The 25579-nt window shown below is 70.9% G+C and carries 24 protein-coding genes and 2 pseudogenes; 18 read left to right on the top strand and 8 right to left on the bottom strand.

Translation table 11 applies throughout. The features are described from left to right. Positions 1 to 57 precede the first annotated feature (57 nt). Positions 58 to 648, bottom strand: a complete 591-nt coding sequence (locus tag B1L07_13740) for a nitroreductase family protein (GenBank protein AUZ55972.1) — start codon at positions 646 to 648, stop codon at positions 58 to 60. Positions 649 to 778: 130 nt separating this feature from the next. On the opposite strand from B1L07_13740, the gene B1L07_13745 reads away from it, so the two are divergent. The 4 genes and pseudogenes from B1L07_13745 (at position 779) to B1L07_13760 (ending at position 3889) form a co-directional block, all read left to right on the top strand. Then, a complete protein-coding gene (locus tag B1L07_13745; protein AUZ55973.1) occupies positions 779 to 1753 on the top strand; it encodes a nucleoside-diphosphate sugar epimerase in 975 nt (324 codons plus the stop codon). Between the two features lie 37 nt (positions 1754 to 1790). After that, positions 1791 to 2638 (top strand): annotated as a pseudogene (locus tag B1L07_13750) (hypothetical protein). Positions 2639 to 2654: 16 nt separating this feature from the next. Next, complete coding sequence (locus B1L07_13755) at positions 2655 to 3173, top strand: hypothetical protein (GenBank protein ID AUZ55974.1); 519 nt, start codon at positions 2655 to 2657, stop codon at positions 3171 to 3173. 161 nt (positions 3174 to 3334) lie between these two features. After that, positions 3335 to 3889, top strand: a complete 555-nt coding sequence (locus tag B1L07_13760) for a hypothetical protein (GenBank protein AUZ55975.1) — start codon at positions 3335 to 3337, stop codon at positions 3887 to 3889. Between the two features lie 599 nt (positions 3890 to 4488). Here B1L07_13760 and B1L07_13765 read toward each other — a convergent pair. Further along, a complete protein-coding gene (locus B1L07_13765) occupies positions 4489 to 7293 on the bottom strand; it encodes a bifunctional glutamine synthetase adenylyltransferase/deadenyltransferase (protein ID AUZ55976.1) in 2805 nt (934 codons plus the stop codon). A gap of 99 nt (positions 7294 to 7392) precedes the next feature. Here B1L07_13765 and B1L07_13770 point away from each other — a divergent pair, with 99 nt between their 5' ends. The 3 genes from B1L07_13770 (at position 7393) to B1L07_13780 (ending at position 9890) form a co-directional block, all read left to right on the top strand. Beyond that, entirely contained in the window at positions 7393 to 7644 is a 252-nt protein-coding gene (locus B1L07_13770; protein AUZ55977.1) for a hypothetical protein, read from the top strand. Beyond that, on the top strand, positions 7644 to 8072 hold the full coding sequence (locus B1L07_13775) for a VapC toxin family PIN domain ribonuclease (protein ID AUZ55978.1): 429 nt from the start codon (positions 7644 to 7646) through the stop codon (positions 8070 to 8072). Before B1L07_13770 ends, B1L07_13775 begins: the two co-directional genes overlap by 1 nt. Before the next feature lie 303 nt (positions 8073 to 8375). Then, entirely contained in the window at positions 8376 to 9890 is a 1515-nt protein-coding gene (locus tag B1L07_13780; GenBank protein ID AUZ55979.1) for a propionyl-CoA--succinate CoA transferase, read from the top strand. A 69-nt stretch (positions 9891 to 9959) separates the two neighbouring features. Here B1L07_13780 and B1L07_13785 read toward each other — a convergent pair whose 3' ends face one another. The 4 genes from B1L07_13785 to B1L07_13800 all read right to left on the bottom strand — a co-directional run bounded on the left by B1L07_13785 (position 9960) and on the right by B1L07_13800 (position 12347). Next, entirely contained in the window at positions 9960 to 10298 is a 339-nt protein-coding gene (locus B1L07_13785; protein AUZ55980.1) for a hypothetical protein, read from the bottom strand. Between the two features lie 132 nt (positions 10299 to 10430). After that, on the bottom strand, positions 10431 to 10691 hold the full coding sequence (locus tag B1L07_13790) for a hypothetical protein (GenBank protein AUZ55981.1): 261 nt from the start codon (positions 10689 to 10691) through the stop codon (positions 10431 to 10433). Positions 10692 to 10708: 17 nt separating this feature from the next. Continuing rightward, positions 10709 to 11116 carry a hypothetical protein gene (locus B1L07_13795; protein ID AUZ55982.1) on the bottom strand — a complete coding sequence of 136 codons (408 nt, stop codon included), beginning with the start codon at positions 11114 to 11116 and terminating at the stop codon, positions 10709 to 10711. A 184-nt stretch (positions 11117 to 11300) separates the two neighbouring features. Next, positions 11301 to 12347: a 3-deoxy-7-phosphoheptulonate synthase gene (locus tag B1L07_13800; GenBank protein AUZ55983.1), complete on the bottom strand. Its 1047-nt coding sequence runs from the start codon at positions 12345 to 12347 to the stop codon at positions 11301 to 11303. Between the two features lie 400 nt (positions 12348 to 12747). On the opposite strand from B1L07_13800, the gene B1L07_13805 reads away from it, so the two are divergent. Next, entirely contained in the window at positions 12748 to 13191 is a 444-nt protein-coding gene (locus tag B1L07_13805; protein AUZ55984.1) for a thiol reductase thioredoxin, read from the top strand. Between the two features lie 247 nt (positions 13192 to 13438). Here B1L07_13805 and B1L07_13810 read toward each other — a convergent pair whose 3' ends face one another. Next, complete coding sequence (locus B1L07_13810) at positions 13439 to 15082, bottom strand: chaperonin GroL (GenBank protein AUZ55985.1); 1644 nt, start codon at positions 15080 to 15082, stop codon at positions 13439 to 13441. 58 nt (positions 15083 to 15140) lie between these two features. Beyond that, positions 15141 to 15428 carry a co-chaperone GroES gene (locus B1L07_13815; GenBank protein AUZ55986.1) on the bottom strand — a complete coding sequence of 96 codons (288 nt, stop codon included), beginning with the start codon at positions 15426 to 15428 and terminating at the stop codon, positions 15141 to 15143. A gap of 207 nt (positions 15429 to 15635) precedes the next feature. Here B1L07_13815 and B1L07_13820 point away from each other — a divergent pair. The 10 genes and pseudogenes from B1L07_13820 (at position 15636) to B1L07_13865 (ending at position 25575) form a co-directional block, all read left to right on the top strand. Further along, positions 15636 to 15970 (top strand): annotated as a pseudogene (locus B1L07_13820) (divalent-cation tolerance protein CutA). A gap of 2 nt (positions 15971 to 15972) precedes the next feature. Continuing rightward, positions 15973 to 18297 carry a cytochrome C biogenesis protein gene (locus B1L07_13825; protein AUZ55987.1) on the top strand — a complete coding sequence of 775 codons (2325 nt, stop codon included), beginning with the start codon at positions 15973 to 15975 and terminating at the stop codon, positions 18295 to 18297. 1 nt (position 18298) lies between these two features. Next, positions 18299 to 18871 carry a thioredoxin gene (locus B1L07_13830; GenBank protein ID AUZ55988.1) on the top strand — a complete coding sequence of 191 codons (573 nt, stop codon included), beginning with the start codon at positions 18299 to 18301 and terminating at the stop codon, positions 18869 to 18871. 210 nt (positions 18872 to 19081) lie between these two features. Continuing rightward, positions 19082 to 19516, top strand: a complete 435-nt coding sequence (locus B1L07_13835; GenBank protein ID AUZ55989.1) for a type II 3-dehydroquinate dehydratase — start codon at positions 19082 to 19084, stop codon at positions 19514 to 19516. 61 nt (positions 19517 to 19577) lie between these two features. Then, complete coding sequence (locus B1L07_13840; protein ID AUZ55990.1) at positions 19578 to 20060, top strand: acetyl-CoA carboxylase, biotin carboxyl carrier protein; 483 nt, start codon at positions 19578 to 19580, stop codon at positions 20058 to 20060. A gap of 10 nt (positions 20061 to 20070) precedes the next feature. Next, positions 20071 to 21438 carry an acetyl-CoA carboxylase biotin carboxylase subunit gene (locus B1L07_13845; protein AUZ55991.1) on the top strand — a complete coding sequence of 456 codons (1368 nt, stop codon included), beginning with the start codon at positions 20071 to 20073 and terminating at the stop codon, positions 21436 to 21438. A gap of 177 nt (positions 21439 to 21615) precedes the next feature. Next, a complete protein-coding gene (locus B1L07_13850) occupies positions 21616 to 22530 on the top strand; it encodes a ribosomal protein L11 methyltransferase (protein ID AUZ55992.1) in 915 nt (304 codons plus the stop codon). 29 nt (positions 22531 to 22559) lie between these two features. Further along, positions 22560 to 23309 (top strand): hypothetical protein, encoded by a 750-nt coding sequence (locus tag B1L07_13855; GenBank protein AUZ55993.1) that lies wholly within the window; start codon positions 22560 to 22562, stop codon positions 23307 to 23309. 97 nt (positions 23310 to 23406) lie between these two features. Beyond that, positions 23407 to 23679 carry a Fis family transcriptional regulator gene (locus tag B1L07_13860; protein ID AUZ55994.1) on the top strand — a complete coding sequence of 91 codons (273 nt, stop codon included), beginning with the start codon at positions 23407 to 23409 and terminating at the stop codon, positions 23677 to 23679. Positions 23680 to 23991: 312 nt separating this feature from the next. Further along, on the top strand, positions 23992 to 25575 hold the full coding sequence (locus B1L07_13865) for a bifunctional phosphoribosylaminoimidazolecarboxamide formyltransferase/IMP cyclohydrolase (GenBank protein ID AUZ55995.1): 1584 nt from the start codon (positions 23992 to 23994) through the stop codon (positions 25573 to 25575). Positions 25576 to 25579: the final 4 nt, after the last annotated feature.

Consider the following 25579-nt stretch of genomic DNA (forward strand, 5'->3'; position numbering starts at 1 on the left):
GGCGGGAACGGTCTTTTCAGCATGCCGGCGCGCCTGTTACGGCGCCGGGTGGAGCGGTCAAACGATACGCGCGGCTTCGTCGAAGGACAGGCGCGGCAGGCGCGGGAACACGCCGGAAGGATCGCCATAGCCCAGGTTGACGAGGAAGTTGGACTTGATGGCGGTACCGGCGAAGAAGGCGGCGTCGACCTTGGCGTTGTCGAAGCCGGACATGGGGCCGGCGTCCAGGCCCAGCGCGCGCGCGGCCAGCATCAGGTAGGCGCCCTGCAGGCTGCCGTTGCGGAAGGCGGCCTCGTGGCGGCCTTCGCGCGGGCCGTCGAACCAGGACTTGGCGTCGGTGTGCGGGAACAGGTACGGCAGCTTTTCGTGGAAATCCTCGTCGTAGCCGACGATCACCGTGACCGGCGCGGCCAGGGTCTTGGCCAGGTTGCCTTCGGACAGCGCCGGGGCCAGCTTCTGCTTGGCTTCGGCGGACTTGACGAACACGAAGCGCGCCGGCGTGGAGTTGGCCGCGGTCGGGCCCCACTTCAGCAGGTCGTACAGTGCGCGCAGCTGGCTGTCCTCGACCGGGCGGTCCTGGAAGGCATTCTGGGTGCGCGCGGTGCGGAACAGCTGGTCGAGCGCGGCATCGGCAAGAACATCAGACATGGAAACTCCGTGATGGATTGGCTACGGTCGTGGCCTTGTACGGGCAAGCCCCGGACAATGCCAGCGCAGCAGAGGCCGCAGTGTAGGGCGTCGTGACTGTTGCAACACCCGGCCTGACTGAAACGAATTAATGCCACACGCGAAACGATCGACGCTTCCCTGGACGATCACCGACGGCCGCGCCGGCAACGTGCGCCAGGCCGTGGCGTTGGCGTCGGCGCTGCGCCTGGGCGGCCAGCAGCGGCTGCAGCTGGCGCCGCGCGCGCCATGGCGCTGGCTGGCGCCGCGCACCCTACCCGGCGCCGCGCGCGGCTTTGGCGAAACGTTCGAACGCCTGGCCACCGGGCCGGCGCCGGCGCTGGCGATCGGCTGCGGCCGCCAGGCCGCCGGCGCGCTGCGGGTGCTCGGCGCGCGTGGCACGCGCACGGTGCAGATCCTGGACCCGCGCATCAATGCCCGCCACTGGGACTTGGTGGTGGTGCCCGAGCATGACCGCCTGCGCGGCGGCAACGTGCTGACCCTGCTGGGCAGCCTGAACCCGGTGACCGACGACTGGCTGGCCTGCGGCCGCGCCGCGTTCGCCAGCTTCGAGCAGTTGCCCGGGCCGCGCACCGCGCTGCTGGTGGGCGGCCCCACCGACCATGCGCCGTGGCAGCAGGCGGAGATCGTGCCGGTGCTGCGCGAACTGGCCGCGCGCATCCGCGCCGAAGGCGGCAGCGTGCTGGCCACCACCTCGCGGCGCACGCCGCGGCCGGTGACCCAGGCGCTGCTGCGCGCGTTCGACGACGTGCCCGGGGTGATCTGGAGCGACGGCGGCGACGGCAGCAACCCGTATGCCGGCCTGCTGGGCTGGGCCGACCGGGTGGTGTGCACGCCCGATTCGGTGAACCTGCTGTCCGAGGCGTGTGCCACGCGGGTGCCGGTGGGCGTGCTGCTGGGCCAGCGCGCGCAGGCGCGGATGCTGCGCTTCCAGCGCGCGCTGCGCGCGCGCGGGCGCCTGCTGGACGGGCTGGACGCGCTGCAGGCCGATCCGCGGCAACCGATAGAACCGCTGCGCGAAACCCCGCGCATCGCCGCCGAGGTAAAGGCGCGGCTTGGCCTGTAACGCTTTCTTACGTGCCCCCTGCAAGGATGCGCCGCCGATGAACCGCCCTCTTCCCGCCCTGCTGGCGCTGGGCCTGGCCACGCTGGCGCCGGCCGCGCTGGCGCAGCCGCCGGCCTGCGCCCCGCGCTACCCGCCGCCCACCACGATGGCGGCGATGTTCGACATGGCCGCGCTCACCGCCGACACCCTGGACGCCCTGCCCGGGGTGGACGTGGCCATTGCCGCGCGCGGCGGCCAGGACCTGAGCCGTTATGGGCTGCGCCACAGCCACCTGGCGTTCCTGCGCCGCGACGCCGCCGGCCGCTGGGAGGTACTGCACCTGCTCAACCGCTGCCAGGGCGGTACCTCGGCGCTGTACCGCGAGGGGCTGGTGAATCTGGTGGGCGAAAGCGCCATCCGCACCGACCTGCGCGTGGGCATTCCCAGCGCCGCGGTACGCGCGGCGCTGGCGCAGTTGCTGGACGGCGACGCCGCGCCGGCGCGTGCCCTGCACCAGCCGCGCTACAGCATGCTGGCCTACCCCGGCAGCAGCGACTACCAGAACTCCAACCAGTGGGTGCTGGAAGTGCTGGCCGCGGCGATGGCGCGCGCCGGCGAGGGCCGCGTGCTGGACGGGCGCAGCGCGGCCCGCGACTGGCTGCAGCGCAACGACTACCGCCCGCGCGGCTGCACATCGGCCTGGGCAAGCGGCTGGGCGCGCGCCTGTTCGCCGACAACGTGGCGGTCACCGACCACCCGGCCAGCGAGCGCCTTTCCGGCAACTATTCGGTGGTGACGGTGGAATCGGTGTTCGATTTCCTGCACCACCGTGGCGCGCTGGAGCGCGAGCTGAGCATTCCCCACCAGGGCGACGCGGCCGCCGCGCCCGCCCCTTCTTCCCCGTGACCCCAGGAACGCCCCCATGAAGCCCTTGCCCGCCGCTGCCGCCCTGACCTTCGCCCTGGCCCTGCTGCTGCCCACTGCCCCGGCACGCGCCGGCGACAACCTGAACACCTCCGACGTCTCGGTGCTGCTGGTCAGCGGCAGCGCGGTGATGGTGGTCTCCGGGCCGGTGTTCCTGTCGGCGGCGGGCGTGAACCGCGCCAGCGAGCTGTCCAGGACGGCGGACGCCCCAGGCGACGGCCGCCGCCGGATCAGTGCCGGGCCGCTGCCGGACATGCAGGTCAAGGCGATCGCACCGACCGCCGATGGCGGCCGCAGCGTGACCCTGGTGGACCCGCGTGACCCGGCAAACAGCGCGCGCCTTCAGTGGCCGCAGCGCGAGGACAACCCGGCCGCCAATTTCGTGCCCGGCCAGACCGTGGCCTTCACCCCCAGCCCGCGCGGCAGCGGCTGGATGCTGCGCGCCGAGGATGGGGCGGTGCTGACCTTCGTGCCGACCATCGAGGCGGCCGACGACAGCCACAGCGCCACGCTGTAGGCCCGTACCCGGCCACCGGCAGCGGGTGAAGGGCGGTAAAGCCGGCGGCCGGTACAATGCCGGCCCGTTGTTGCCTGCCTGCTCCGGCACCGCCACCCACTTTTTCCCGCCCGCCGGCGGCCACGCTCCCTGGCGTTGCCGTCCGTTGCCTGCCTGCTGCCATGCCCCCGACTCCGCCGATCCGTTTCGCCCCGCTCACTCCGCTGTCGCTGCTGCTGGCCGTGCTGGCCATGGGCGCGGTGGTGCTGGGCTCGAACGTGCTGGTGCAGTACCCGATCAACGACTGGCTGACCTGGGGCGCCTTCAGCTATCCGGTGGCGTTCCTGGTGAGCAACCTGATCAACCGCCGCTTCGGCCCGCAGGCGGCGCGGCGCGTGGCCTGGGCCGGGTTCGCGGTGGCGGTGCTGCTGTCGGTGTGGATCGCCACGCCGCGCATCGCGGTCGCCTCGTGCATGGCCTTCATCTGCGCGCAGCTGCTGGACATCACCGTGTTCGACCGGCTGCGCCGCGGCAACTGGTGGCGCGCGCCGGCGGTGGCCACCAGCTGCAGCGCGACCCTGGACACGGCGATCTTCTGGACCATCGCCTTCGCCGGCGCGCCGCTGCCGTGGGTGAGCTGGGCGGTGGGCGACTGGCTGGTCAAGCTGGGCATCGGCCTGTGCCTGCTGGTGCCGTTCCGCGCACTGCTGTGGAAGATGGCCCCGGCGCGGATGTAAGGCGCCGCGGCGGCGTGTTTCACGGCAGCGGGGCTTGCCCCCGGCGTGTGGCTTTGCCGGTGATGCCCCGTGCCGGGCGAGCCCGGCACCTACGGTCCCGCGGGGCGCGGCTGCACCTGCGCCTGCGCCAGCGCGCACAACGCATCGGCAGCCTGCGTCCCTGCGGCAATGGCCATCGCGGCGTAGATGCGGGGCTTGCCCCGCATTCGGCCTTCCCGGTGAGGCCCCGTGCCGGGCGAGCCCGGCACCTACGGTTCCGCGGGGCATGGCTGCACCTGCGTCGTGCCATCCCCGCGCGAACATCGCCTCGGCAACCTGCCTCCTTGCGGCAATGACCATCGCAGCGTAGATGCGGGGCTTGCCCCGCATTCGGCCTTCCCGGTGAAGCCCGTGCCGGGCGAGCCCGGCACCTACGGTCCCGCGGTCGCGAGTACACCTGCGTCGTGCAATCACAGCGCGCACAACGCATCGGCAGCCTGCCTCCCTGCGGCAATGACCATCACGGCGTAGATGCGGGGCTTGCTCCGCATTCGGCTTTCCTGGTGATGCCCCGTGCCAGGCAAGCCCGGCGCCTACGCTTCGAATGGCAAGCCCGGTACCTACGCTTCGAACGGCAGGCCCTGCGCCACCGCCGCGGCGGTGATCGCCGCGCACGCGCTTTCGATGCCCGGGGTCGGCACGGTGATGCGCGGGCGCCGGTCCAGGGTGCACGACAGTCCGGCATCGAGCAGGGTGGCGTGGGCGTCGTGCAGGGCCGTGGCGGTGGCGGGCGGCAGCCAGCCGCTGGTGGCCAGCGCGTCGATCAGGCGTGGGGTTTCGCGCGGCCCGCACAGCGCCGGGGCGCTCGCCGCGCCGGCCAGCACGCCGGTCTGCAGCAGGAACTCCAGGTCCACCAGGCCGCCGGCGCCCTGCTTGAGGTCCAGCCGCGCGGCATCGCTGCGGTCCAGCTCGGCGCGCATGCGCGCGCGCATCTTCAACACGTCGCCGAACAGGGTGCCGGGGTCGCGGGTGCGGCCCAGCGTGCTGCCGCGCACCTGCTCGAACGCGGCCAGCAGGGCCGCGTCGCCGGCCACGCCGCGGGCGCGCACCAGTGCCTGGTGTTCCCAGGTCCAGGCGCGCTCGCGCTGGTATTCGGTGTAGCTGGCCAGCGAGGACACCAGCGCGCCCTTGCCGCCGTCCGGGCGCAGGCGCACGTCGATGTCGTACAGGCGCCCGGCGGCGGTGACCGCCGACAGCAGCGCCATCACTTTCTGCGCCAGCCGCGCGAACCAGCGGCTGCTCTCCAGCGGGCGCCGGCCGTCGCTTTCCTCGGCCGCGGGCGGGTGGTCGTACAGGAACACCAGGTCCAGGTCGGACCCGAAGCCCAGTTCCAGCCCGCCCAGGCTGCCGTAGCCGATGATGGCGAAGCGCCCGCCGGGCACCTGGCCATGTGCGGCGGCCAGGTCGGCGTGCGCCATGGCCAGCACGGTGTCGACCACGGCGTCGGCCAGCTGCGCCAGCTGCCGGGTGCAGTCCACCGCGCGCTGGCGGCCATCGTGGAAGGCCAGCGCCATGCGGAAGCTCAGCGCCAGGCGTACCTCGTTGAGCGCGCGCAGCGCGGCTTCCGGGTCGTCGATGGCCAGTGCCGCGGCGCACGCGTCGCGCATTTCCTGCGCCTCCGGCAGCGGCCCGGCCACGCGCGTGTCCAGCAGTTCGTCCAGCAGCAGCGGGAACGCCACCAGGCGTTCGGACAGCAGCGCGCTGCGCGCCAGCACGTTGACCAGCCGGGTAAGCGCGCTGGGTTGTTCGTCCAGCAGCGCCAGGTAGCTGGTGCGGCGCAGGATCGCCTGCAGCAGGCCGAGCACGCGGCGCAGCGCGGCGTCGGGCTGCGGCGAGCGGGTGGCCGCGTGCAGCAATGCCGGCAGCACCCGGTCCAGGCGCGCGCGCGCGGCGTCGGACAGCGATTTCACCCCGAGCGACTGCGCGAACTCGCGCAGCGACTGGTCGGCGCCGGCGGCGTCGGCGAAGCCGGCCGCGGCCAGCACCTCGGCGTCGCCGCCACCGGGCAGCACCCGCCAGTAGCTGGACAGCGCGTCGGGCGCGGCCTGGCCGCGGCGTGGCGCCAGCAGCGCGGCGAATTCGGTGGCCACACACTGGCGCTGCTCGTCCAGCGCCACCAGCAGTTGGTCCCAGCCGGCATGGCCCAGGCCCAGCGCGATGCGCAGGCGGTCGTCGGCATCGGCCGGCAGGCGGTGGGTCTGCGCGTCGCGCAGCATCTGCAGGCGGTTCTCCAGCCGGCGCAGGAAGCGGTAGGCGTGGGCCAGCGCGGCGCCGTCGGCCGCGTCCATCTGCCCGGATTCCACCAGCGCCTGCAGCGCCGGCAGCAGCCGCCGTTCGCGCAGCGCCGGTTCGCGGCCACCGCGGATCAGCTGCAGCGCCTGGGCGAGGAACTCGATCTCGCGGATGCCGCCGGGGCCGCGCTTGATGTCGTCGAAGCGGTCGCTGCGTGCGACTTCGGCGGTGATCGCGGCTTTCATCTCGCGCAGGCCGTCGAGCGCGGTGAAGTCCAGGTAGCGGCGGTAGACGAACGGGCGCAGGGTTTCCAGCCAGGCCTCGCCGGCGGCGATGTCGCCGGCCACCGCGCGTGCCTTGATCCACGCATAGCGCTCCCAGTCGCGGCCTTCGCGCTGGAAGTACTGGTCCATGCCGGCGAAGGACAGCGCCACCCGCCCGGCGCTGCCGAACGGACGCAGGCGCAGGTCGACGCGGTGGCAGAAGCCGTCGGCGGTGGTTTCGTCCAGCAGCCGCGCCAGGCGCTGGCCCAGCCGCGCGAAGTATTCCTCGGCCGCCAGCGGCCGCGCGCCGTCGGACTCGCCCGCCTGCGGGTAGGCATAGACCAGGTCGATGTCGGAGGAAAAATTGAGTTCGCCGCCGCCCAGCTTGCCCAGCCCGAACACCACCAGCCGCTGTGCGCTGCCGTCGTCGGCGCGGACCACGCCGTGGCGCTGGGCGAACTCCTGCTCCAGCGCGGCCAGCGCTAGCTGCAGGCAGTCCTCGGCCAGGGCGGTGGCGCCGCGCAGGGTGGCGTCGACGTCGTCCAGCCCGTTCACGTCGCGCCAGACCAGCCGGGTGGAGGCGGCGGCGCGGTAGCGGCGCAGCTGCACCGGCCAGGCGCTGGGCTGCAGCGGGTCGAGCACGGGCAGCGGCAGCGGCGCGTCGACGGCCAGCTGCGCCAGCAGCTCCGGCTGCCGGCACAGGGTGTCGATGGCGAAATCGCTGGCCAGCGCCAGCCGCCGCAGGCCGGCCTCGACGTCAGGGACCTGCGGCCAGTGCGCCGGGTCTGGCGCGGCGAGCCTGAGGCGGGCGATGGCGCGGTCGAGCAGGGCGGCCACGGGCGGGGGCGGGTCGGAAATCGGCAAGGTCATGGGCCCATTCTGGCATTGCCGGGCGCCTGCCCCGCGGGAGCGGAGGCTCCAAGACAGCTGATGTGACAGCATCACGCATCAATCATCAGGGAGAGCCTCATGCGCACCACCCTCGACATCGCCGACGACGTGCTGTTTGCCGCCAAGGAGCTGGCACGCCGCGAGAAGAAGCCACTCGGCCAGGTGATCAGCGAACTGGCGCGGCGGGCGTTCGCCCAGTCCGATGCCCCCTGGGGCACGACCGGCGTGGCCGAACCCCTGGCCGATTACGGCATTCATCCGCTGCCGCCACGCGGCGTGGTGGTCAGCAATGAACTCATCGACCGCCTGCGCGACGAAGAGGGCATCTGATGCGTGCGTTGCTCGACGTGAACGTGCTGATCGCACTGCACGACAGCGACCACGTCCACCATCACCCTGCCTCGGCCTGGCTGCGCACGCATATCGCGCATGGCTGGGCCAGTTGTCCGCTTACCCAGAACGGTTGCCTGCGCATCATGTCCCAGCCCGGATACGCCAAGCCGCAACCGCTGGGCAGCCTGGTGAGCATGCTGGCGCGTTCCACGTCCACGCCCTTCCATGCGTTCTGGCCAGACGCCATCAGCGTGCTGGATCGCACGCATTTCCAGCACGCCTACATCCACAGTCCGCGACAGTTGACCGATCTGTACCTGCTGGCGCTCGCGGTGCACCACGGCGGGCGGCTGGTGACCTTCAACCGGCACATTGCGCTGAGTGCGGTAGCGGGCGCGCGGCCCGAGCACCTGGTGCAGTTGTAAGGCCGACCGCGGCACCGGGCACGGCACCGGGAGACCGCAAGTAAAAAGCCCGCTGGCAGCGAACTGCCAGCGGGCTTTGCTCCCTCCCCCACGTCGGGATGCAGGGCGATCCTGCGGGGTCGGCGTACAAGTTGCACGCTGCAGTGCAAAAAAGCCGCTGGCACCGGCAAGGCCCCTGAAACGGCCCGTGGCCGGCCCCGCCGCCCCCGCATCGCCGGGCGAATGCCATCCCACGAAGGTAGAACACCGCCGGTGGCCGCCATCCGGGATAATCGGCCATCCCCACGAGCCAACGTCGTTTCCATGTCTGTAGAACGCATCCTGGACCCGCGCCTGCGCGAACGGGTCGTCTCCGCCGAACACGCCGCCAGCCTGATCCAGCCGGGCGAAACCGTCGCGATGAGCGGTTTCACCGGTTCCGGTTACCCCAAGGCGGTGCCGCAGTGCCTGGCCCAGCGCATCGAACAGGCGCACGCGCGCGGCGAGGAGTTCCGCATCAACCTGCTGACCGGCGCCTCGACCGCGCCGGAGCTGGACGGCGCGCTGGCCAAGGTCGATGGCATCGCCATGCGCATGCCGTTCCAGAGCGACCCGGACGCGCGCAAGCGCATCAACGCCGGCAAGCTGGACTACCTGGACATCCACCTGTCGCACGTCGCCCAGCACGTGTGGTTCGGCTTCTACAACGAGATCGACACCGCGGTGGTCGAGGTCTCGGCGATCCACGCCGACGGCTCGCTGGTGCCGTCCACCTCGGTGGGCAACAACAAGACCTGGCTGGACCTGGCCAAGAAGGTGATCATCGAGGTCAACGCGTGGCAGCCGCTGGGCATGGACGGCATGCACGACGTCTATTACGGCACCGCGCTGCCGCCGCACCGCAAGCCGATCCCGCTGGTGCGCGGCGACGACCGCATCGGCCAGACCACGCTGCGCTGCGACCCGGACAAGATCGCCGCGGTGGTGCTGACCCACGCGCCGGACCGCAACAGCCCGTTCAACCCGCCCGATGCCGACAGCCAGCGCATCGCCGGGCACCTGATCGAGTTCCTCAAGCATGAAGTGGCGCGCGGGCGCCTGCCGGCCAACCTGCTGCCGCTGCAGTCGGGCGTGGGCAACATTCCCAATGCGGTGCTGGCGGGGCTGGCCAGCAGCGGCTTCCGCGACCTGGAAGCATTCACCGAGGTGATCCAGGACGGCATGCTCGAGCTGCTGCGCACCGGCGTGCTGCGCTATGCCTCGTGCACCGGCTTCGCGCTGAGCCCGGTGGCCACCGAGGAGTTCATGCGCAACATCGACTTCTACCGGCAGCGCATCATCATGCGCTCGCAGGAAGTGTCCAACCACCCGGAGCTGGTGCGCCGGCTGGGCTGCATCGGCATGAACGGCATGATCGAGGCCGACATCTACGGCAACATCAATTCCACCCATGTCATGGGCAGCAGCATCATGAACGGCATCGGCGGCTCGGGCGACTTCGCGCGCAACGGCTTCCTGTCGATCTTCCTGAGCCCGTCCACCGCCAAGAACGGCAGCATTTCCTCGATCGTGCCGATGGTCAGCCATGTCGACCACACCGAGCACGACGTGGCGGTGGTGGTCACCGAGCAGGGCCTGGCCGACCTGCGCGGGCTGCCGCCGCGGGCCCGCGCACGCACGCTGATCGCCAACTGCGTGCACCCGGAGTTCCGCGACCAGCTCAGCGATTATTTCGAGCGTGCCTGCCGCGACAGCTACGGCAAGCACACCCCGCACCTGCTGCCGGAGGCGCTGTCCTGGCACCAGCGCTGGCTGGACACCGGCACGATGAAGGCCTGAGGCCCGCATTTGCCGCACCGCATGAAGCCCGGGATTCCCGGGCTTCATGCGTTTACGGGCGGGCCCGGCTCAGCCGCCGGTCTGGTCCTTGACCGTCGTGGCCTGGCCGTTGGCCTTGACGCTGCTGATGCCGGCTTCGCGCGCGGCCCGCGATGCATACAGCTGGCTGCTGCCGATCACCTGGTGGTTGGCCGCCGTGAGGTTGAAATGGTAACGGCCGTCGCTGGCCGTCCTGCGCGCGTAGCGCGCGTCGTCGGCACAGTTGGCGCGTACCGAGGCGATGCCGTTCTCCGCGGCCGCGCGCGTGGTGTAGCGCTCGCTGCCCAGGATGACTTCGGCATTGCCGGCCTTGAGCACGAAGTGGAACTGGCCGTCACTGCTGCGATGCAACTCGAACCAACCCTTCATCAGGTTTCCCCGCTGCTGGAGTCGCCGGCGCGCGACACCGCGGCACCGCCGCCGCCCCGCTCCGGCCGGAGGCCCGCCGCAAGCGGGCCGCTGTGGCCGCGCAAAGCCCCACGGCCAGGCCCGAATCTACCCTTATCGGCCGCCGTGTTCGAGCCAGGCCAGCTTGCGGTCGCGCGGTTGCCGCTTCAGCTGCCACTCCGCGCGCGACGCGGCGGCGCGGTCGGCGTACTGGCGGACACCCAGCACGCGCAGCGGCGGGTGCGCGCGGGTGTAGCGCGCGCCCTTGCCGGCCGCATGCGCCTGGAAGCGCGCCTGCACGTCGGTGGTGATGCCGGCGTAGTAGCTGCCGCCGCTGCACTCCAGCAGGTACAGGAACCAGGCGCCGCCGGCCACGTTGCCCCGTCCGCGGCTTACAGGCTGGCGGCGTCGGCGATCTTGCACATGCCCTCGCCCACGGCCTTGTTCGAGGTCATCTGCCCGCCCTTGATGCTGAAACGCACTTCCACGCGGATGCTGCCGTCGTCCTGGCGGCGCACGGTGGTGCGCAGCGGCACGGTGGAACCGCCGCCACCGCGCACCGGGTTCTCGGCGGCGATGTAGCCGGTGCGCTCGTTCGGCGACACCGACACCATGCCCTCGGCCTCGATCGCGGCGACGGTCTTGCGGAAGGCTTCGGCGTAGCTGACGCCTTCGTGTTCGGTCGCGGCCAGGAACTGCTTGCCGGTGGTGAAGCCGCCGGTCACCGACAGATTCTGCAGGCAGCCACTGCCCGAGTCCTGGACCGGCTTTTTGGCCACGGCCAGTGCCGGCACCAGCATCAATGCCATCGCGACGGTGCAACTGAGGATACGCATCACTTCCTTCTCCCTGGTACGGTGATTGATCGGCTTCCTGCCGGACGCGGCGCGTCCTGTTCCACACAGCAGGCGGGAGGCCTGGCGCCTCCCGCCGGGTAAGCTACTTGGAGCGGCCGGCCGTTGCCAGTGCAGGCGTCACACCCGCTCAGGCGGCCGCCTCCAGCCGCGCGCGGCGGCGCACCCGCACCGCCTCGGCCAGGCGCTCGAGCACCTGCACGGTGCTGTCCCAGCCGATGCAGCCGTCGGTGATGCTCTGGCCGTAGACCAATGGCTGGCCGTCGACCAGGTCCTGGCGGCCGGCGACCAGGTGGCTCTCGACCATGACCCCGACCACGCGCGATTCGCCCGCTTCCAGCTGCCCGGCGATGTCCGCGATCACCTGCGGCTGGTTCTCCGGCTTCTTGCTGCTGTTGGCATGGCTGGCGTCGATCATCAACCGCGCCGGCAGCTGCGCCCTGGCCAGCACCTCGCTGGCCGCCTGCACGCTGGCCGCGTCGAAGTTGGGCAGCTTGCCGCCGCGCAGGATGACGTGGCAGTCGGGGTTGCCGCGGGTGGCGACGATGGCGGTGCCGCCTTCCTTGGTGACCGACAGGAAATGGTGCGGATGCGAGGCCGCGCCCACCGCATCGGCGGCGATCTTGACGTCGCCGGTGGTGCCGTTCTTGAAGCCCACCGGGCACGACAGCCCGGAGGCCAGCTCGCGGTGCACCTGGCTTTCGGTGGTGCGCGCGCCGATCGCGCCCCAGGCCACCAGGTCGGCGATGTACTGCGGCGAGATCACGTCGAGGAACTCCACGCCGGCCGGCAGGCCCAGCCGGTTGATGTCGCGCAGCAGGCCGCGCGCCACCCGCAGGCCCTTGTTGATGTTGAAGCTGCCGTCCAGGTCCGGGTCGTTGATCAGCCCCTTCCAGCCGACGGTGGTGCGCGGCTTCTCGAAGTACACGCGCATGACGATTTCGAGTTCGCCGCCAAGCGCGTCGCGCAGCGGGCGCAGGCGCTGGGCGTAGTCCATCGCCGCCACCGGGTCGTGGATCGAGCACGGCCCGACCACCACCGCCAGGCGGTCGTCATGGCCATGCAGGATGTGGTGCAGCGCGGCGCGGGCGTCGGCCACCGTCTGCGAGGCCTGCTCGTCGCAGGGCAGCAGCGAGATCAGGTGCGCCGGCGGGGTCAGCGGATCGAGCCGGCGGATGCGAAGGTCGTCGGTGTGGGGGGCATTGCGGGGTCTCCGGTGTCAAGCGTGGTGGGGGCCCCAGCGGAAGGCGGCATGAAAAAACGGCAGGACAGTCGTTTTTCACGGCGAAGCCGCCCGCAGGGTGGCGCACAGGGATGTGCGCCATGAAAAAAGCCGCCAGGTTCGCTGGCGGCTTTTCGGGAGTGCGTCTGAAAGTTTCTTCAGGGTGAGCGCAGTCCTTCCTCCGCCAGCGGCTTCGGAAAGTAGTACCAGAAGTAAAAGCTGGCGCGGGTTGCGTTCATGGGCAGCATTGATAACACGGTTTTTTGTGCGATGCGACAGTTTCAACCGCAACCGCGATTCACCCCCGGGGCGCGATACTTGTGCGTCTTCCCCCGATGCCCGGCGAGGCCCGGCCATGACCACCGACACCCTGCTGCAGGTCGCCTGCCCGCACTGCAACGCCATCAACCGCCTGCCGGCCGCGCGGCTGGCGCAGTCGCCGGCGTGCGGACGCTGCCACCGGCCGCTGTTCGCCGCCACCCCGGTGGCGCTCGACGCCGCCGCCTTCGAGGCCCACGCGCAGCGCTCGCAGCTGCCGCTGCTGGTCGACTTCTGGGCGGCCTGGTGCGGCCCCTGCCGGCAGATGGCACCGGAGTTCGCCAGAGCGGCCGCGCAGCTGGAGCCGCAGGTGCGCCTGGGCAAGCTCGACACCGAGGCCGAACCGGCGCTGGCGGCGCGCTTCGGTATCCGCAGCATCCCCACGCTGGTGCTGCTGCACGGCGGCCGCGAGCTGGCGCGCCAGTCCGGGGCGATGCCGGCCGGCGCGATCGTGCAGTGGGTGCGCGCGCAGTTGCGGTGAGCGCCCGGCATCGAAACAACCCGCATACCGTAGATGCGGGGCTTGCCCCGCATGAAGCTTCACCGCGAAAGCCCGGTGCGGGGCGAGCCCTGCACCTACGGCACGGTAGCTTCATCGCAAAATCCATCGTGCGGGGCGAGCCTCGCCCCACAAGACACCCGGTCCGGCGACGGGGAACCGGAAAGCAGAAACCCCGCCTCGCGGCGGGGTTCCTTCGTGCAACGGCAGCGGTGAGGCTGCGGCGGACTTAGAAGTCCATGCCGCCCATGCCACCCATGCCACCCATGCCACCGGCAGCGGCCGGCTCGTCCTTCTTCGGGGCCTCGGCCACCATCGCTTCGGTGGTGATCATCAGGCCGGCGATCGAGGCGGCGTTCTGCAGCGCCGAACGGGTCACCTTGGTCGGATCCAGGATGCCGAACTCCAGCATGTCGCCGAACTCGCCCGAGGCGGCGTTGTAGCCGAAGCTGCCGGTGCCTTCCTTGACCTTGTTGACGATGACCGACGGCTCTTCACCGGCGTTGGCGACGATCTCGCGCAGCGGGGCTTCCATGGCGCGCAGGGCGATCTGGATGCCGTGGTTCTGGTCTTCGTTGGCGCCCTTCAGGCCGGCCAGCGCGGTGACCGCACGGATCAGGGCGACGCCGCCGCCCGGCACCACGCCTTCCTCGACCGCCGCACGGGTGGCGTGCAGGGCGTCGTCGACGCGGTCCTTCTTTTCCTTCATTTCGATCTCGGTCGAAGCACCGACCTTGATCACGGCAACGCCACCGGCCAGCTTGGCCACGCGCTCCTGCAGCTTCTCGCGGTCGTAATCGGAGGTGGTGTCCTCGATCTGCACCTTGATCTGCTTGACGCGCGATTCGATGGCGGCGGCATCGCCGGCGCCGTCGATGATGGTGGTGTTCTCCTTGGAGACCTGCACCTTCTTGGCGCGGCCCAGGTCCTTGATGGTGGCCTTCTCCAGCGACAGGCCCACTTCCTCGGAGATCACGGTGCCGCCGGTCAGCACGGCCATGTCTTCCAGCATCGCCTTGCGACGGTCGCCGAAGCCCGGGGCCTTGACCGCCACGACCTTGACGATGCCGCGGATGGTGTTGACCACCAGGGTCGCCAGCGCCTCGCCTTCGATGTCCTCGGCGACGATCAGCAGCGGCTTGCCGGCCTTGGCCACGCCTTCCAGCACCGGCAGCAGGTCACGGACGTTGGAGATCTTCTTGTCGTGCAGCAGGATGAACGGGTCGTCCAGGTCGGCCGACTGCGCCTGCTGGTTGTTGATGAAGTACGGCGACAGGTAGCCGCGGTCGAACTGCATGCCCTCGACCACGTCCAGCTCGTTCTCCAGGCCCGAGCCTTCCTCGACGGTGATCACGCCTTCCTTGCCGACCTTCTTCATGGCTTCGGCGATGATGTTGCCGATCGACTCGTCCGAGTTGGCCGAGATGGTGCCGACCTGGGCGATGGCCTTGTCGTCGGCGGTGGGCTTGGAGATGTTCTTCAGCTCGGCGACGGCGGCCACGACGGCCTTGTCGATGCCGCGCTTGAGGTCCATCGGGTTCATGCCGGCGGCCACGGCCTTGGCGCCTTCGCGGATCAGGGCCTGGGCCAGCACGGTGGCGGTGGTGGTGCCGTCACCGGCGTTGTCGTTGGTCTTGGAAGCGACTTCCTTGACCATCTGCGCGCCCATGTTCTCGAACTTGTCGGCCAGTTCGATTTCCTTGGCGACGGACACGCCGTCCTTGGTGATGGTCGGGGCGCCGAAGCTCTTCTCGAGCACGACGTTGCGGCCCTTCGGGCCCAGGGTCGCCTTGACGGCATTGGCGAGAATGTTGACGCCGCGCACCATGCGCGAACGGGCGTCTTCACCGAAACGGATATCCTTGGCAGCCATTGCTATACCTCAGTGGATCAGGGTTTAAGGGGTCTTGGGAGTCGTTCGGAAACGCGGCTCAGCCGATCACGGCCAGCACGTCGTCCTCACGCAGCACCTTGTATTCGACGCCGTCGGCCTTGTAGGTGGAACCGGCGTACTGGCCGTAGATGACCTTGTCGCCGACCTTCAGCGCCGGGGCGCGGACGCTGCCGTTGTCCAGCGGCTTGCCGGGGCCGACGGCCACGACTTCGCCCTTGGTGGACTTTTCCTTGGCCGAATCGGGGATCAGGATGCCACCGGCAGAGACTTCCTCGGCTTCGATGGGCTTGACCACGACGCGGTCGTGCAGCGGCTTGATGCTCATGTGAGACCTCTTGGATGTTGGTGATGGGTCTGGAAAGTCCGGTGGTCGCCACCGCTGCCGTCCGGCAGCAGCGACGCCACGCCTAAAAACGCCCGTCGCCGGGCTTGGCTGGGAAATGGGGACCGCCGGCGGGCTTTCAAGTGCCTGAACCCAACTTCCTGCGACCCCGCCACCGGTGCCCCGGCGGCGGCGGCGGCATCTGCGACAATGCCGCGGATGGACGCCCGCCTTGTCTTCTGTACCTGCCCCGACGCCGCCACCGCCCAGGCGCTTGCCCGGCTGCTGGTCGAGCAGCGGCTGGCCGCCTGCGTGAACTTGTTGCCGCATATACAGTCTGTGTATCGCTGGCAGGAGCGGGTCGAGCAGGCGGAGGAAGTCCAGCTGCTGATCAAGACCACCGCCGATCGCCTGGACGCGCTGACCGCGGCGCTCCTGCAGCACCACCCGTATGAATTGCCGGAAATACTGGCCGTTTCCCCAGCGCGGGGCTGCCGGCCTACCTGGACTGGATCCGGGCCCAGACCCGCGAGGACCTGACTTGAAGATGCTGTTGCGCCGTTTCACCGCCCTGTGCCTGCTTACCCTCTGTGCCTTCCCGGCGCTCGCCCTGGACGAGAAGGACCTGCTGCCGGTCGACCAGGCCTTCGCCCTCCAGGTCCAGGCGGACACGCGCGACCGCATCGAGCTGCGCTGGGACATCGCCCCGGGCTACTACCTCTACCGCCACCGCACCAGCGTCAAGGCCGGGCCCGGGTTCAGCGCCGGCGCGCTGCAGATGCCGGCCGGGGAAAAGAAGCACGACGAGTTCTTCGGTGACGTCGAGACCTACCACCGGCAGCTCAAGGCCACCCTGCCCGGCACCGCGGACGCCGCCGCCGGGACGGTGACGCTGGAGGTGCGCTACCAGGGCTGCGCCGATGCCGGCGTGTGCTATCCGCCGCAGAAGCGCACCGTCGAGGTCCGGCTGCCCGGCGCCGCGGCCACCCCTGCCGCGGCGACCGGCGCGCCGCTGTTCAACCCGCTGGCGCGCACCGACGGCGGCGGCCTGAAGCTGCCGGGCAGCGCCGCCACCCAGTCGCTGCCGCTGCCCTCGGAGCAGGCGTTCGGCTTCGAGGCGATCGTCGACGACGGCAACCGCCTGCTGCTGCGGTTCTCGCCGGCACCGGGCTACTACCTGTACCGCGACCGCACCTCGCTGGCGCTGGAAGGCGCGGCCGGGATCCGCACCGGCAAGCCTCAGTGGCCGGCGGGCACCTCCCACCGCGACGAGCATTTCGGCAACGTGGTGGTCTACTTCGACCAGGTCGACGTCCCGCTGCCGCTGCACCGCGAACGCGCCGACGCCAGCCCGGCGACGCTGGTGGCCACCTTCCAGGGCTGCCAGACCGACGGCATCTGCTACCCGCCGATGACCCGGCGGGTGCGGCTGTCGCTGCCCGCCGGCAAGGTCTCGCCCAGCGGCGAGGCCATGGTCACGCCGCTGGTGATCACGCCGCTGCCCAGTGGTCGCAAGCCCGCCGACCCGGTGGCCATCGACCCGGCCAACCCGCCCGCCCCGCAGCCGCTGGTGGTCCGTTCCAACGACAGCGGCAACGGCGCCGCCACCACGCCCGACGCCTCGGCCGACAACGCCGGCCGCAGCCAGCCGCCGGGCAGCGCCGGCGAGGATGACTCGCTGGCGTGGATCCTGCTGCTGGCGCTGGCCGGCGGCCTGGTCCTGAACCTGATGCCATGCGTGCTGCCGGTGCTGTCGCTGAAGGTGCTGGGGCTGGCGCAGAGCGGTGAGAGCCGCCAGCACGCCCGCCGCCACGCGCTGTGGTACACGCTGGGGGTGCTGGTGGCGTTCACCGCCATCGGCGCGCTGGTACTGGCCCTGCGCGCGGCCGGGCAGGCCGCCGGCTGGGGCTTCCAGCTGCAGCACCCGTGGTTCATCGCCGCGCTGGTGTACCTGATGTTCGTGGTCGGCCTGAGCCTGAGCGGCGTGTTCACCCTGGGCGGCAACCTCGGCGGCGTCGGCCAGTCGCTGGCGCAGCGCCAGGACGCGGCCGGCGACTTCTTCACCGGGGTGCTGGCCTGCGTGGTCGCCAGCCCGTGCATCGCCCCGTTCATGGGCCCGGCGCTGGCCTATGCGTTCACCGCGCCGGCGGCGGTGGCGATGCTGGTGTTCCTGGCCCTGGGGCTGGGGCTGGCGCTGCCGTTCCTGCTGATCGGCTTCGTGCCGGCGCTGGCCCGGCGCCTGCCCAGGCCCGGCGCCTGGATGGAAACCTTCAAGCAGGTGCTGGCGTTCCCGATGTACCTGACCGCGATCTGGCTGCTGTGGGTGCTGGGCAAGCAGCGCGGCATCGACGCGATGGCGCTGCTGCTGGCCGGCGCGGCGCTGCTGGCGCTGGGGCTGTGGTGGTTCGAGCGCAACCGCTGGCGCAGCCGCCGCGCGGGCATGGCGCTGGGCGCGGTGCTGGCGCTGCTGGCACTGGTGCCGGTGTGGGGCGTGACCCGCATGGAACCGCCGGCACGCGCGGCCAGCGAGGGCACGGTGGCGTACTCGCCGGAAATGCTGGACCGGCTGCGCGCGGACAACCGCGTGGTATTCGTCAACATGACCGCCGACTGGTGCGTGACCTGCAAGGCCAACGAACGCAACGTGCTCGACCGCGATACGTTCCGCGACACCCTCAAGCGGGTGGACGCGGTGTACATGCGCGGCGACTGGACCAACGTGGACCCGCAGATCAGCGCGTTCCTGGAGCAGCACAAGGCGGTGGGCGTGCCGCTGTACGTGGTGTACGGGCCGGGTGCGCCGCCGCGCGTGCTGCCGACCGTGCTGACCCAGGCCATCGTCGAGGACGCGCTGCTGCGCGCGGCGCGCTGAGATGCGCAGCGCGGCAGGGTGGGTGGTGGGCATCGCCGCGGCGGCCGGGCTGGCCGCCGGCGCCTGGCTGAGCCGGCCCGCGCTGCCGCCGATGAACGAGCCGTCGACGCCGCCCGCGGCCACGGCGCCCGCGGCGCTCGCCCCGGGCGACCGGGTGCCGGCCTTCACCCTGCCCGACCTGGACGGCATGCCGGTGCGGTTCCCGGACCGCTTCCTGGGCCGGCCGCTGCTGATCAACGTCTGGGCCAGCTGGTGCGCCCCCTGCATCGAGGAGATGCCGGAACTGGCGCGCTTCGCCGCCCGCCATGCCGACGACGGCCCGCAGGTGGTGGGGCTGGCACTGGACACGCATGAAGCCGTGCTCGATTTTCTCGGCAACGTGCCGGTGTATTACCCGATCGTGCTGGAGACCCCCGGCCCGGCCGACGCCAGCGTCAAACTGGGCAACCACCAGGGGCTGCTGCCCTACAGCGTGCTGATCGACGCGCAGGGGCGCGTGGTCCGGCAGAAGCTGGGCCCGTTCAAGGCCGGTGAGATCGAGGCGTGGGCCGGGCTGGACGAAGAAGCGCGCTAACCGCGGCGAACGTGACGCCAACATCCGCCAGCACGCCGCGCCCATGGCGCCCCGCGGACGCCGCGCGCATGCGTCCACACGACGCCCCGGGCACCCGGCGGGATCCCGGGCAATTTCAAACAATCGATTAAAACGTCGTCAATTTCGCCGAACTGGACAGTATTCCCCGGTTCGCTCACACTGCCGCCCTTTCCCGCCCACCGCTGGCCCATGGCAAAACTGCTGGTCCTCCACGGCCCCAACCTGAACCTGCTCGGCACGCGCGAGCCGGAGGTCTATGGGCACACCACGCTGGCCGACATCGACGCCGCGCTGGCGCGCCAGGCGCAGGCGGCGGGGCACGCGGTGGAGAGCCTGCAGTCCAACGCCGAGCATGTGCTGGTGGAGCGGGTGCAGGCCGCGCGCGGCGATGGTACCGGTTTCATCCTGATCAACCCGGCCGCCTTCACCCACACTTCGGTGGCGCTGCGCGACGCGCTGGCCGCGGTGGCCATCCCGTTCATCGAGATCCACCTGTCCAACCCCCACGCCCGCGAGCCGTTCCGCCAGCACAGCTATTTCAGCGACAAGGCGGTCGGCGTGGTCTGCGGCTTCGGCGCGGACAGTTACCGCTACGCCATGGACGCGGCACTGCTGCGGCTGTGACCCCCATTCCCGGGCGGTGGGCGCGAGCGCGCCACCGCCTACACCACCCAAGAGGCATCCTATGGACCTGCGCAAAATCAAGAAGCTGATCGACCTGCTGGAAGAGTCGAACCTGGCGGAGATCGAGATCAAGGAAGGCGAGGAATCCGTGCGCCTGTCGCGCACCCCGGTCGGCGGCTACGCGCCGGCGCCGGTGATGGCCGCCCCGGCCCCGGTCGCCGCCCCGGCCGCGGCCGCGCCGATGCCGATGAGCTCGCCGACCGAAGCGTCCACCGGCGGCACCGCCAAGCCGGGCAACGCCCTGCCGGACGGCCACGTGCAGCGCGCGCCGATGGTCGGCACCTATTACGCGTCGCCGTCGCCGGACAAGCCGCCGTTCGTCAGCGTGGGCCAGCAGGTCAAGGCCGGCGAGACCCTGGCGATCATCGAGGCGATGAAGATGTTCAACCCGATCGAGGCCGAGGTGTCCGGCACCGTGGTCGCCATCCTCGGCGAAAGCGGCAACCCGGTGGAGTTCGACCAGCCGCTGTTCGTGATCGCCTGAGGCGCCGGCCATGCTCGACAAGGTCGTAATCGCCAACCGGGGTGAGATCGCGCTGCGCATCCTGCGCGCGTGCCACACCCTGGGCATCCGCACGGTCGCGGTGCACTCCACCGTCGACCGCAACCTCAAGCACGTGGCCATGGCCGACGAATCGGTCTGCATCGGCCCGGCGCCGTCGTCGGAGAGCTACCTCAACATCCCGGCGCTGATCGCCGCGGCCGAGGTCACCGACGCCCAGGCCATCCACCCCGGCTACGGCTTCCTCTCCGAGAACGCCGATTTCGCCGAGCGCGTGGAGCAGTCCGGCTTCATCTTCATCGGGCCCAAGGCCGACACCATCCGCCTGATGGGCGACAAGGTCGAGGCGATCCGCGCGATGAAGGCCGCCGGCGTGCCGTGCGTGCCCGGCTCGGGCGGCCCGCTGGGCGACGACCCGGCAACCAACGTCAAGATCGCCCGCGAGATCGGCTATCCGGTGATCGTCAAGGCGGCCGGCGGCGGTGGCGGCCGCGGCATGCGCGTGGTCCACACCGAGGGCGCGCTGGTCAACGCCATCGCCACCACCAAGCAGGAAGCCAAGGCCGCGTTCGGCAACGACATGGTCTACATGGAGAAGTTCCTGGAGAACCCGCGCCACGTGGAGATCCAGGTGCTGGCCGACGGCCAGGGCAACGCCATCCACCTGGGCGAACGCGACTGCTCGATGCAGCGCCGCCACCAGAAGGTGGTGGAGGAAGCGCCGGCGCCGGGCATCACCCCGGAACTGCGCGAGGAGATCGGCAAGGTCTGCGTGGAAGCCTGCATCCGCATCGGCTACCGCGGCGCCGGCACCTTCGAGTTCCTGTTCGAGAACGGCCGCTTCTACTTCATCGAGATGAACACCCGCATCCAGGTGGAGCACCCGGTGACGGAGATGATCACCGGCATCGACCTGGTCGCCGAGCAGCTGAAGATCGCCGCCGGCCACAAGCTGTCGATCAAGCAGAGCGACATCAAGATCAACGGCCACGCCATCGAGTGCCGCATCAACGCCGAGGACCCGGAGACCTTCTTCCCGTGCCCCGGCACCATCACCGGCTTCTACCCGCCAGGCGGCCCCGGCGTGCGCGTGGACACGCACATCTACGGCGGTTACCGCGTGCCGGCCAACTACGACTCGATGATCGGCAAGCTGATCGTGCACGGCCCGGACCGCGACACCGCCATCGCCCGCATGCGGGTGGCGCTGAGCGAGATGGTCGTGGACGGCATCAAGACCAACGTCGCCCTGCAGCAGCGGATCATGCGCGACAAAGGCTTCCAGGCCGGCGGGCAGAACATCCACTACCTGGAAAAGCGCCTGGCCGAGCGCAAGAACCAGTCGATCGCGCTGACCTGAGCGCGGTGCGTCGCGGGTGAAGGAAGAAGGCGGGGAAACCCGCCTTCTTCCGTCTGCGCGGCCGCATGGGGGTGCAACGGCCCCGGGCACCACGGCACCCGTGGCCGGCAAGAGAAGGAAAACATCCGCCGCCTCGTCTAGGATGCCCGCTTCCGTTCTGCCGTCGCCGTCATCGCCATGCCCTTTCTCGAACTCACCCTGCGCTGCACCGAAGCCACCCAGCCCCGCTACGAGAACGCCCTGGAGGACGTCGGCGCGCTGGCGGTGACGATGCTCGACGCCGATGCCGACACCAGCAACGAACGCGCGATCCTGGAGCCGGGCGTGGGGCAGACGCCGCTGTGGAACGAACTGGTGCTGAGCGCACTGTTCCCGGCCGATACCAACGCGCTGGCGCTGCTGGCCGCGCTGGAATCGTTCGACGCCGGGCTGGACTGGAGCAGCGCCGGCTTCCGTTCGGTCCAGGACGAGGACTGGGAACGCGCCTGGCTGGACCAGTTCCAGCCCATGCAGTTCGGCCAGCGCACTTGGATCGTACCGTGGAACCATGAACTGCCCGAAGCGGCGCAGGCCGCCGACGCCGCGGTGGTGCGGCTGGATCCCGGCCTGGCGTTCGGCTCGGGCACCCACCCGACCACCGCGCTGTGCCTGCGCTGGCTGGACCAGCTTTCGGCCGAGGGCGAACTGGCCGGCCGCAGCGTGCTCGACTTCGGCTGCGGCTCGGGCATCCTCGCCCTGGCCGCGCTCAAGCTCGGCGCCGCCGCCGCGGTGGGCGTGGACAACGACCCGCAGGCGCTCACCGCCACCGCCGACAACGGCGAGCGCAACGGCGTGCACATCGCCGCGTACCTGCCCGAGGACGAGCCGGCGGCGACCTACCCGGTGGTGGTCGCCAACATCCTGGCCTCGGCGCTGGACGCGCTGGCCGAACGGCTGGCGGCGCGGGTGGCGCCCGGCGGGCGCATCGCCCTGTCCGGCATCCTGCATGGCCAGGAAGGCGAACTGCTGGAACGCTACGCGCCGTGGTTCGTGCAGCTGGAAGCCGTGCAGGACGGCGACTGGATGCGCATTACCGGCGTGCGCCGTGCTTGAATGAACGCAGCGTCCGCGACCGACCTGCCATGAGCGAAGAAACCCCGCCGCCCCGTCCTTCGCTGGCCACGCTCCTGCGGAGCGGGGCCACACCGCCGCCGGACACCCCGCCCGCCCGCGACGGCGACGTCGATGGCGGCGGCGATGCGCCGCAGCCGGTACCGCCCGCGGACGGGGCCGCCGACGGCGAAGCGCCGGCCCTGGGCGACGCCGCCGCGGACAGCGCGCAGGACGGCGACGGCCCGGCGCAGGAAAGCGGCAGCGCGCCGAGCTTCCTGCAGCGCTCCCCGGTGGCAACCGCCAGTGGCCGCCGCGCACCGCGCTGGCAGTGGCTGCTGCTGGCCGCGCTGGCCCTGCTGCTCGCCGTCCAGGTGGTGATCGCCGACCGCGCCACGCTGGCCGCGCGTCCCGGCTGGCGCCCGGTCGTGGCCGGCCTGTGCGCGGTGCTGCGCTGCAGCCTGCCGCCGTGGCACCAGCCCACGGCCTACACCATGCTGCAGCGCGAAGTGCGGCCGCTGCCCGGGCGCCCGGGCGTGCTGCAGGTACAGGCCAGCTTCCGCAACGACGCGCGCTGGGCGCAGGCCTGGCCGGCATTGTCGTTGTCGCTGTCCGACGCCGACGGCCGGGTGATCGGGCGCCGCCTGCTGCAGCCGCGCGACTATCTGGGCAGCGCGCACGACCCCGCGCAGCGGCTGGAACCGGGACAGAGCGCACAGATCGCGTTCCTGCTGCGCGAGCCGTCGGCGGCCACGGTGGCCTACGCGTTCGAGTTCCGCTGACCCGGCGCCCGACATGGCGGCCCCCTCGTTCACGCGCTAGACTCCCCTCCCCATGCCGGGCGCGGCCGCGCCGGCTCCGCTGAATCCGGGAATTCCCTTGAACGCTGCCCCACCCCGTCCTGACAACAGTCGTGGCGCTCCGAAGCCGCCGCTGCGCGAACACGTCGCCCAGTCCGTGCGTCGCTACCTGCGCGATCTGGATGGCTGCGACGCCGACGATGTCTACGAGATCGTCCTGCGCGAGATGGAGATTCCGCTGTTCGTGGAGGTGCTCAACCACTGCGAGGGCAACCAGAGCCGCGCCGCGGCGCTGCTGGGCATCCACCGCGCCACCCTGCGCAAGAAGCTCAAGGAATACGGGCTGGCCTGAGCGGCGCCATCGCTGCGCGCTGGCGCCGCACGGTCTGCAGTACAAACCGCGGGCCCCGTCTTTCGCCCTGCATACCCCGCGCCTTCGGCGCGCCCCCTGACCCAGGGGGCTTTGCTCCGGATATATCCCCCACTGCCTGCGGTGGGTGCCGAGCGTTGGACGGCACGTCATCGACAGCACCTGTCGGACAAGCCGGTGCTGCGCACCACCCCGAACCGGCAACCGGCAGTACCGGTCGTCACCGCTGCAACCGGACCGGCACGCTGCGCGCGGCTACAATACGGGCCCGCTTCCGCTTCCCTCCCCACCCCCATGTCCGCTGATCTGCTGCCCGTGCGCCGGGCCCTGCTGTCCGTTTCCGACAAGACCGGCCTGGTCGAACTGGCCCGCGCGCTGGCCGCGCACGGCGTTGAACTGTTGTCCACCGGCGGCACCGCCAAGGCGATCCGCGAGGCCGGCCTGCCGGTCAAGGACGTGTCCGACGTGACCGGCTTCCCGGAGATGATGGACGGCCGGGTCAAGACCCTGCACCCGATGGTGCACGGCGGCCTGCTCGGCCGCGCCGGCACCGACGATGCGGTGATGGCCGAACACGGCATCGCGCCGATCGACCTGCTGGTGCTGAACCTGTACCCGTTCGAGTCGGTCACCGCCAGGGCCGACTGCACGCTCGCCGACGCGGTGGAGAACATCGACATCGGCGGCCCGGCCATGCTGCGCAGCGCCGCCAAGAACTTCGCCCGCGTCGCCGTGGCCACCAGCCCGGACCAGTACGCCGCGCTGCTGGCCGAACTGGACGCCAACGGCGGCCAGCTGTCGGCGGCCAGGCGTTTCCAGCTGTCGGTGGCCGCGTTCAACCGCGTCGCCCAGTACGACGCGGCGATCAGCAACTACCTGTCGGCGATCAGCGACACCGCCGCCGCGGTGCCGGTGCGCGAGGAATACCCGGCGCAGATGAACTCCACCTTCGTCAAGGTGATGGACCTGCGCTACGGCGAGAACCCGCACCAGAGCGGCGTGTTCTACCGCGACCTGTACCCGGTGCCGGGCACCCTGGCCACGTTCGTGCAGCTGCAGGGCAAGGAGCTGAGCTACAACAACCTGGCCGACGCCGATGCCGCGTGGGAATGCGTGCGCCAGTTCGAGCTGCCGGCCTGCGTCATCGTCAAGCATGCCAACCCGTGCGGCGTGGCGGTGGCCGCCGATGTCGGCGCCGCCTACGAGATGGCCTACAACACCGACCCGACCAGCGCGTTCGGCGGCATCCTGGCGTTCAACCGCACGCTGGACGCGGCCACCGCCAAGACCATCCTCGACCGCCAGTTCGTCGAAGTGCTGATCGCCCCGGACTACGAGCCGGCCGCGCTGGAGTACGCCACCAAGAAGGCCAACGTGCGGGTGCTGCGCATCCCGGCCGGCGACGCGCGCAACAACTACGACACCAAGCGTATTGGTTCTGGCCTGCTGATCCAGAGCGCCGACAACCGCGGCATGAGCGCCGACGAGCTGAAGACGGTGACCCGGCGCGCGCCGACCGCGGCCGAGCTGCGCGACCTGCTGTTCGCCTGGCGCGTGGCCAAGTACGTCAAGTCCAACGCCATCGTCTATGCCAGGGACGAGCGCACCATCGGCGTCGGCGCCGGGCAGATGAGCCGGGTGTACTCGGCGCGCATCGCCGGCATCAAGGCCGCCGATGCCGGGCTGGTGGTGCCGGGCTCGGTGATGGCCTCCGATGCGTTCTTCCCGTTCCGCGACGGCCTGGACGCCGCCGCCGAAGCGGGCATCACCGCGGTGATCCAGCCGGGTGGCTCGATGCGTGATGCCGAAGTGATCGCCGCGGCCGACGAACATGGCATCGCCATGGTGTTCACCGGCGTGCGCCACTTCCGCCACTGAGGCC

The organism is Stenotrophomonas acidaminiphila (assembly GCA_002951995.1).
GTDB classification, from domain to species: domain Bacteria; phylum Pseudomonadota; class Gammaproteobacteria; order Xanthomonadales; family Xanthomonadaceae; genus Stenotrophomonas; species Stenotrophomonas acidaminiphila_A.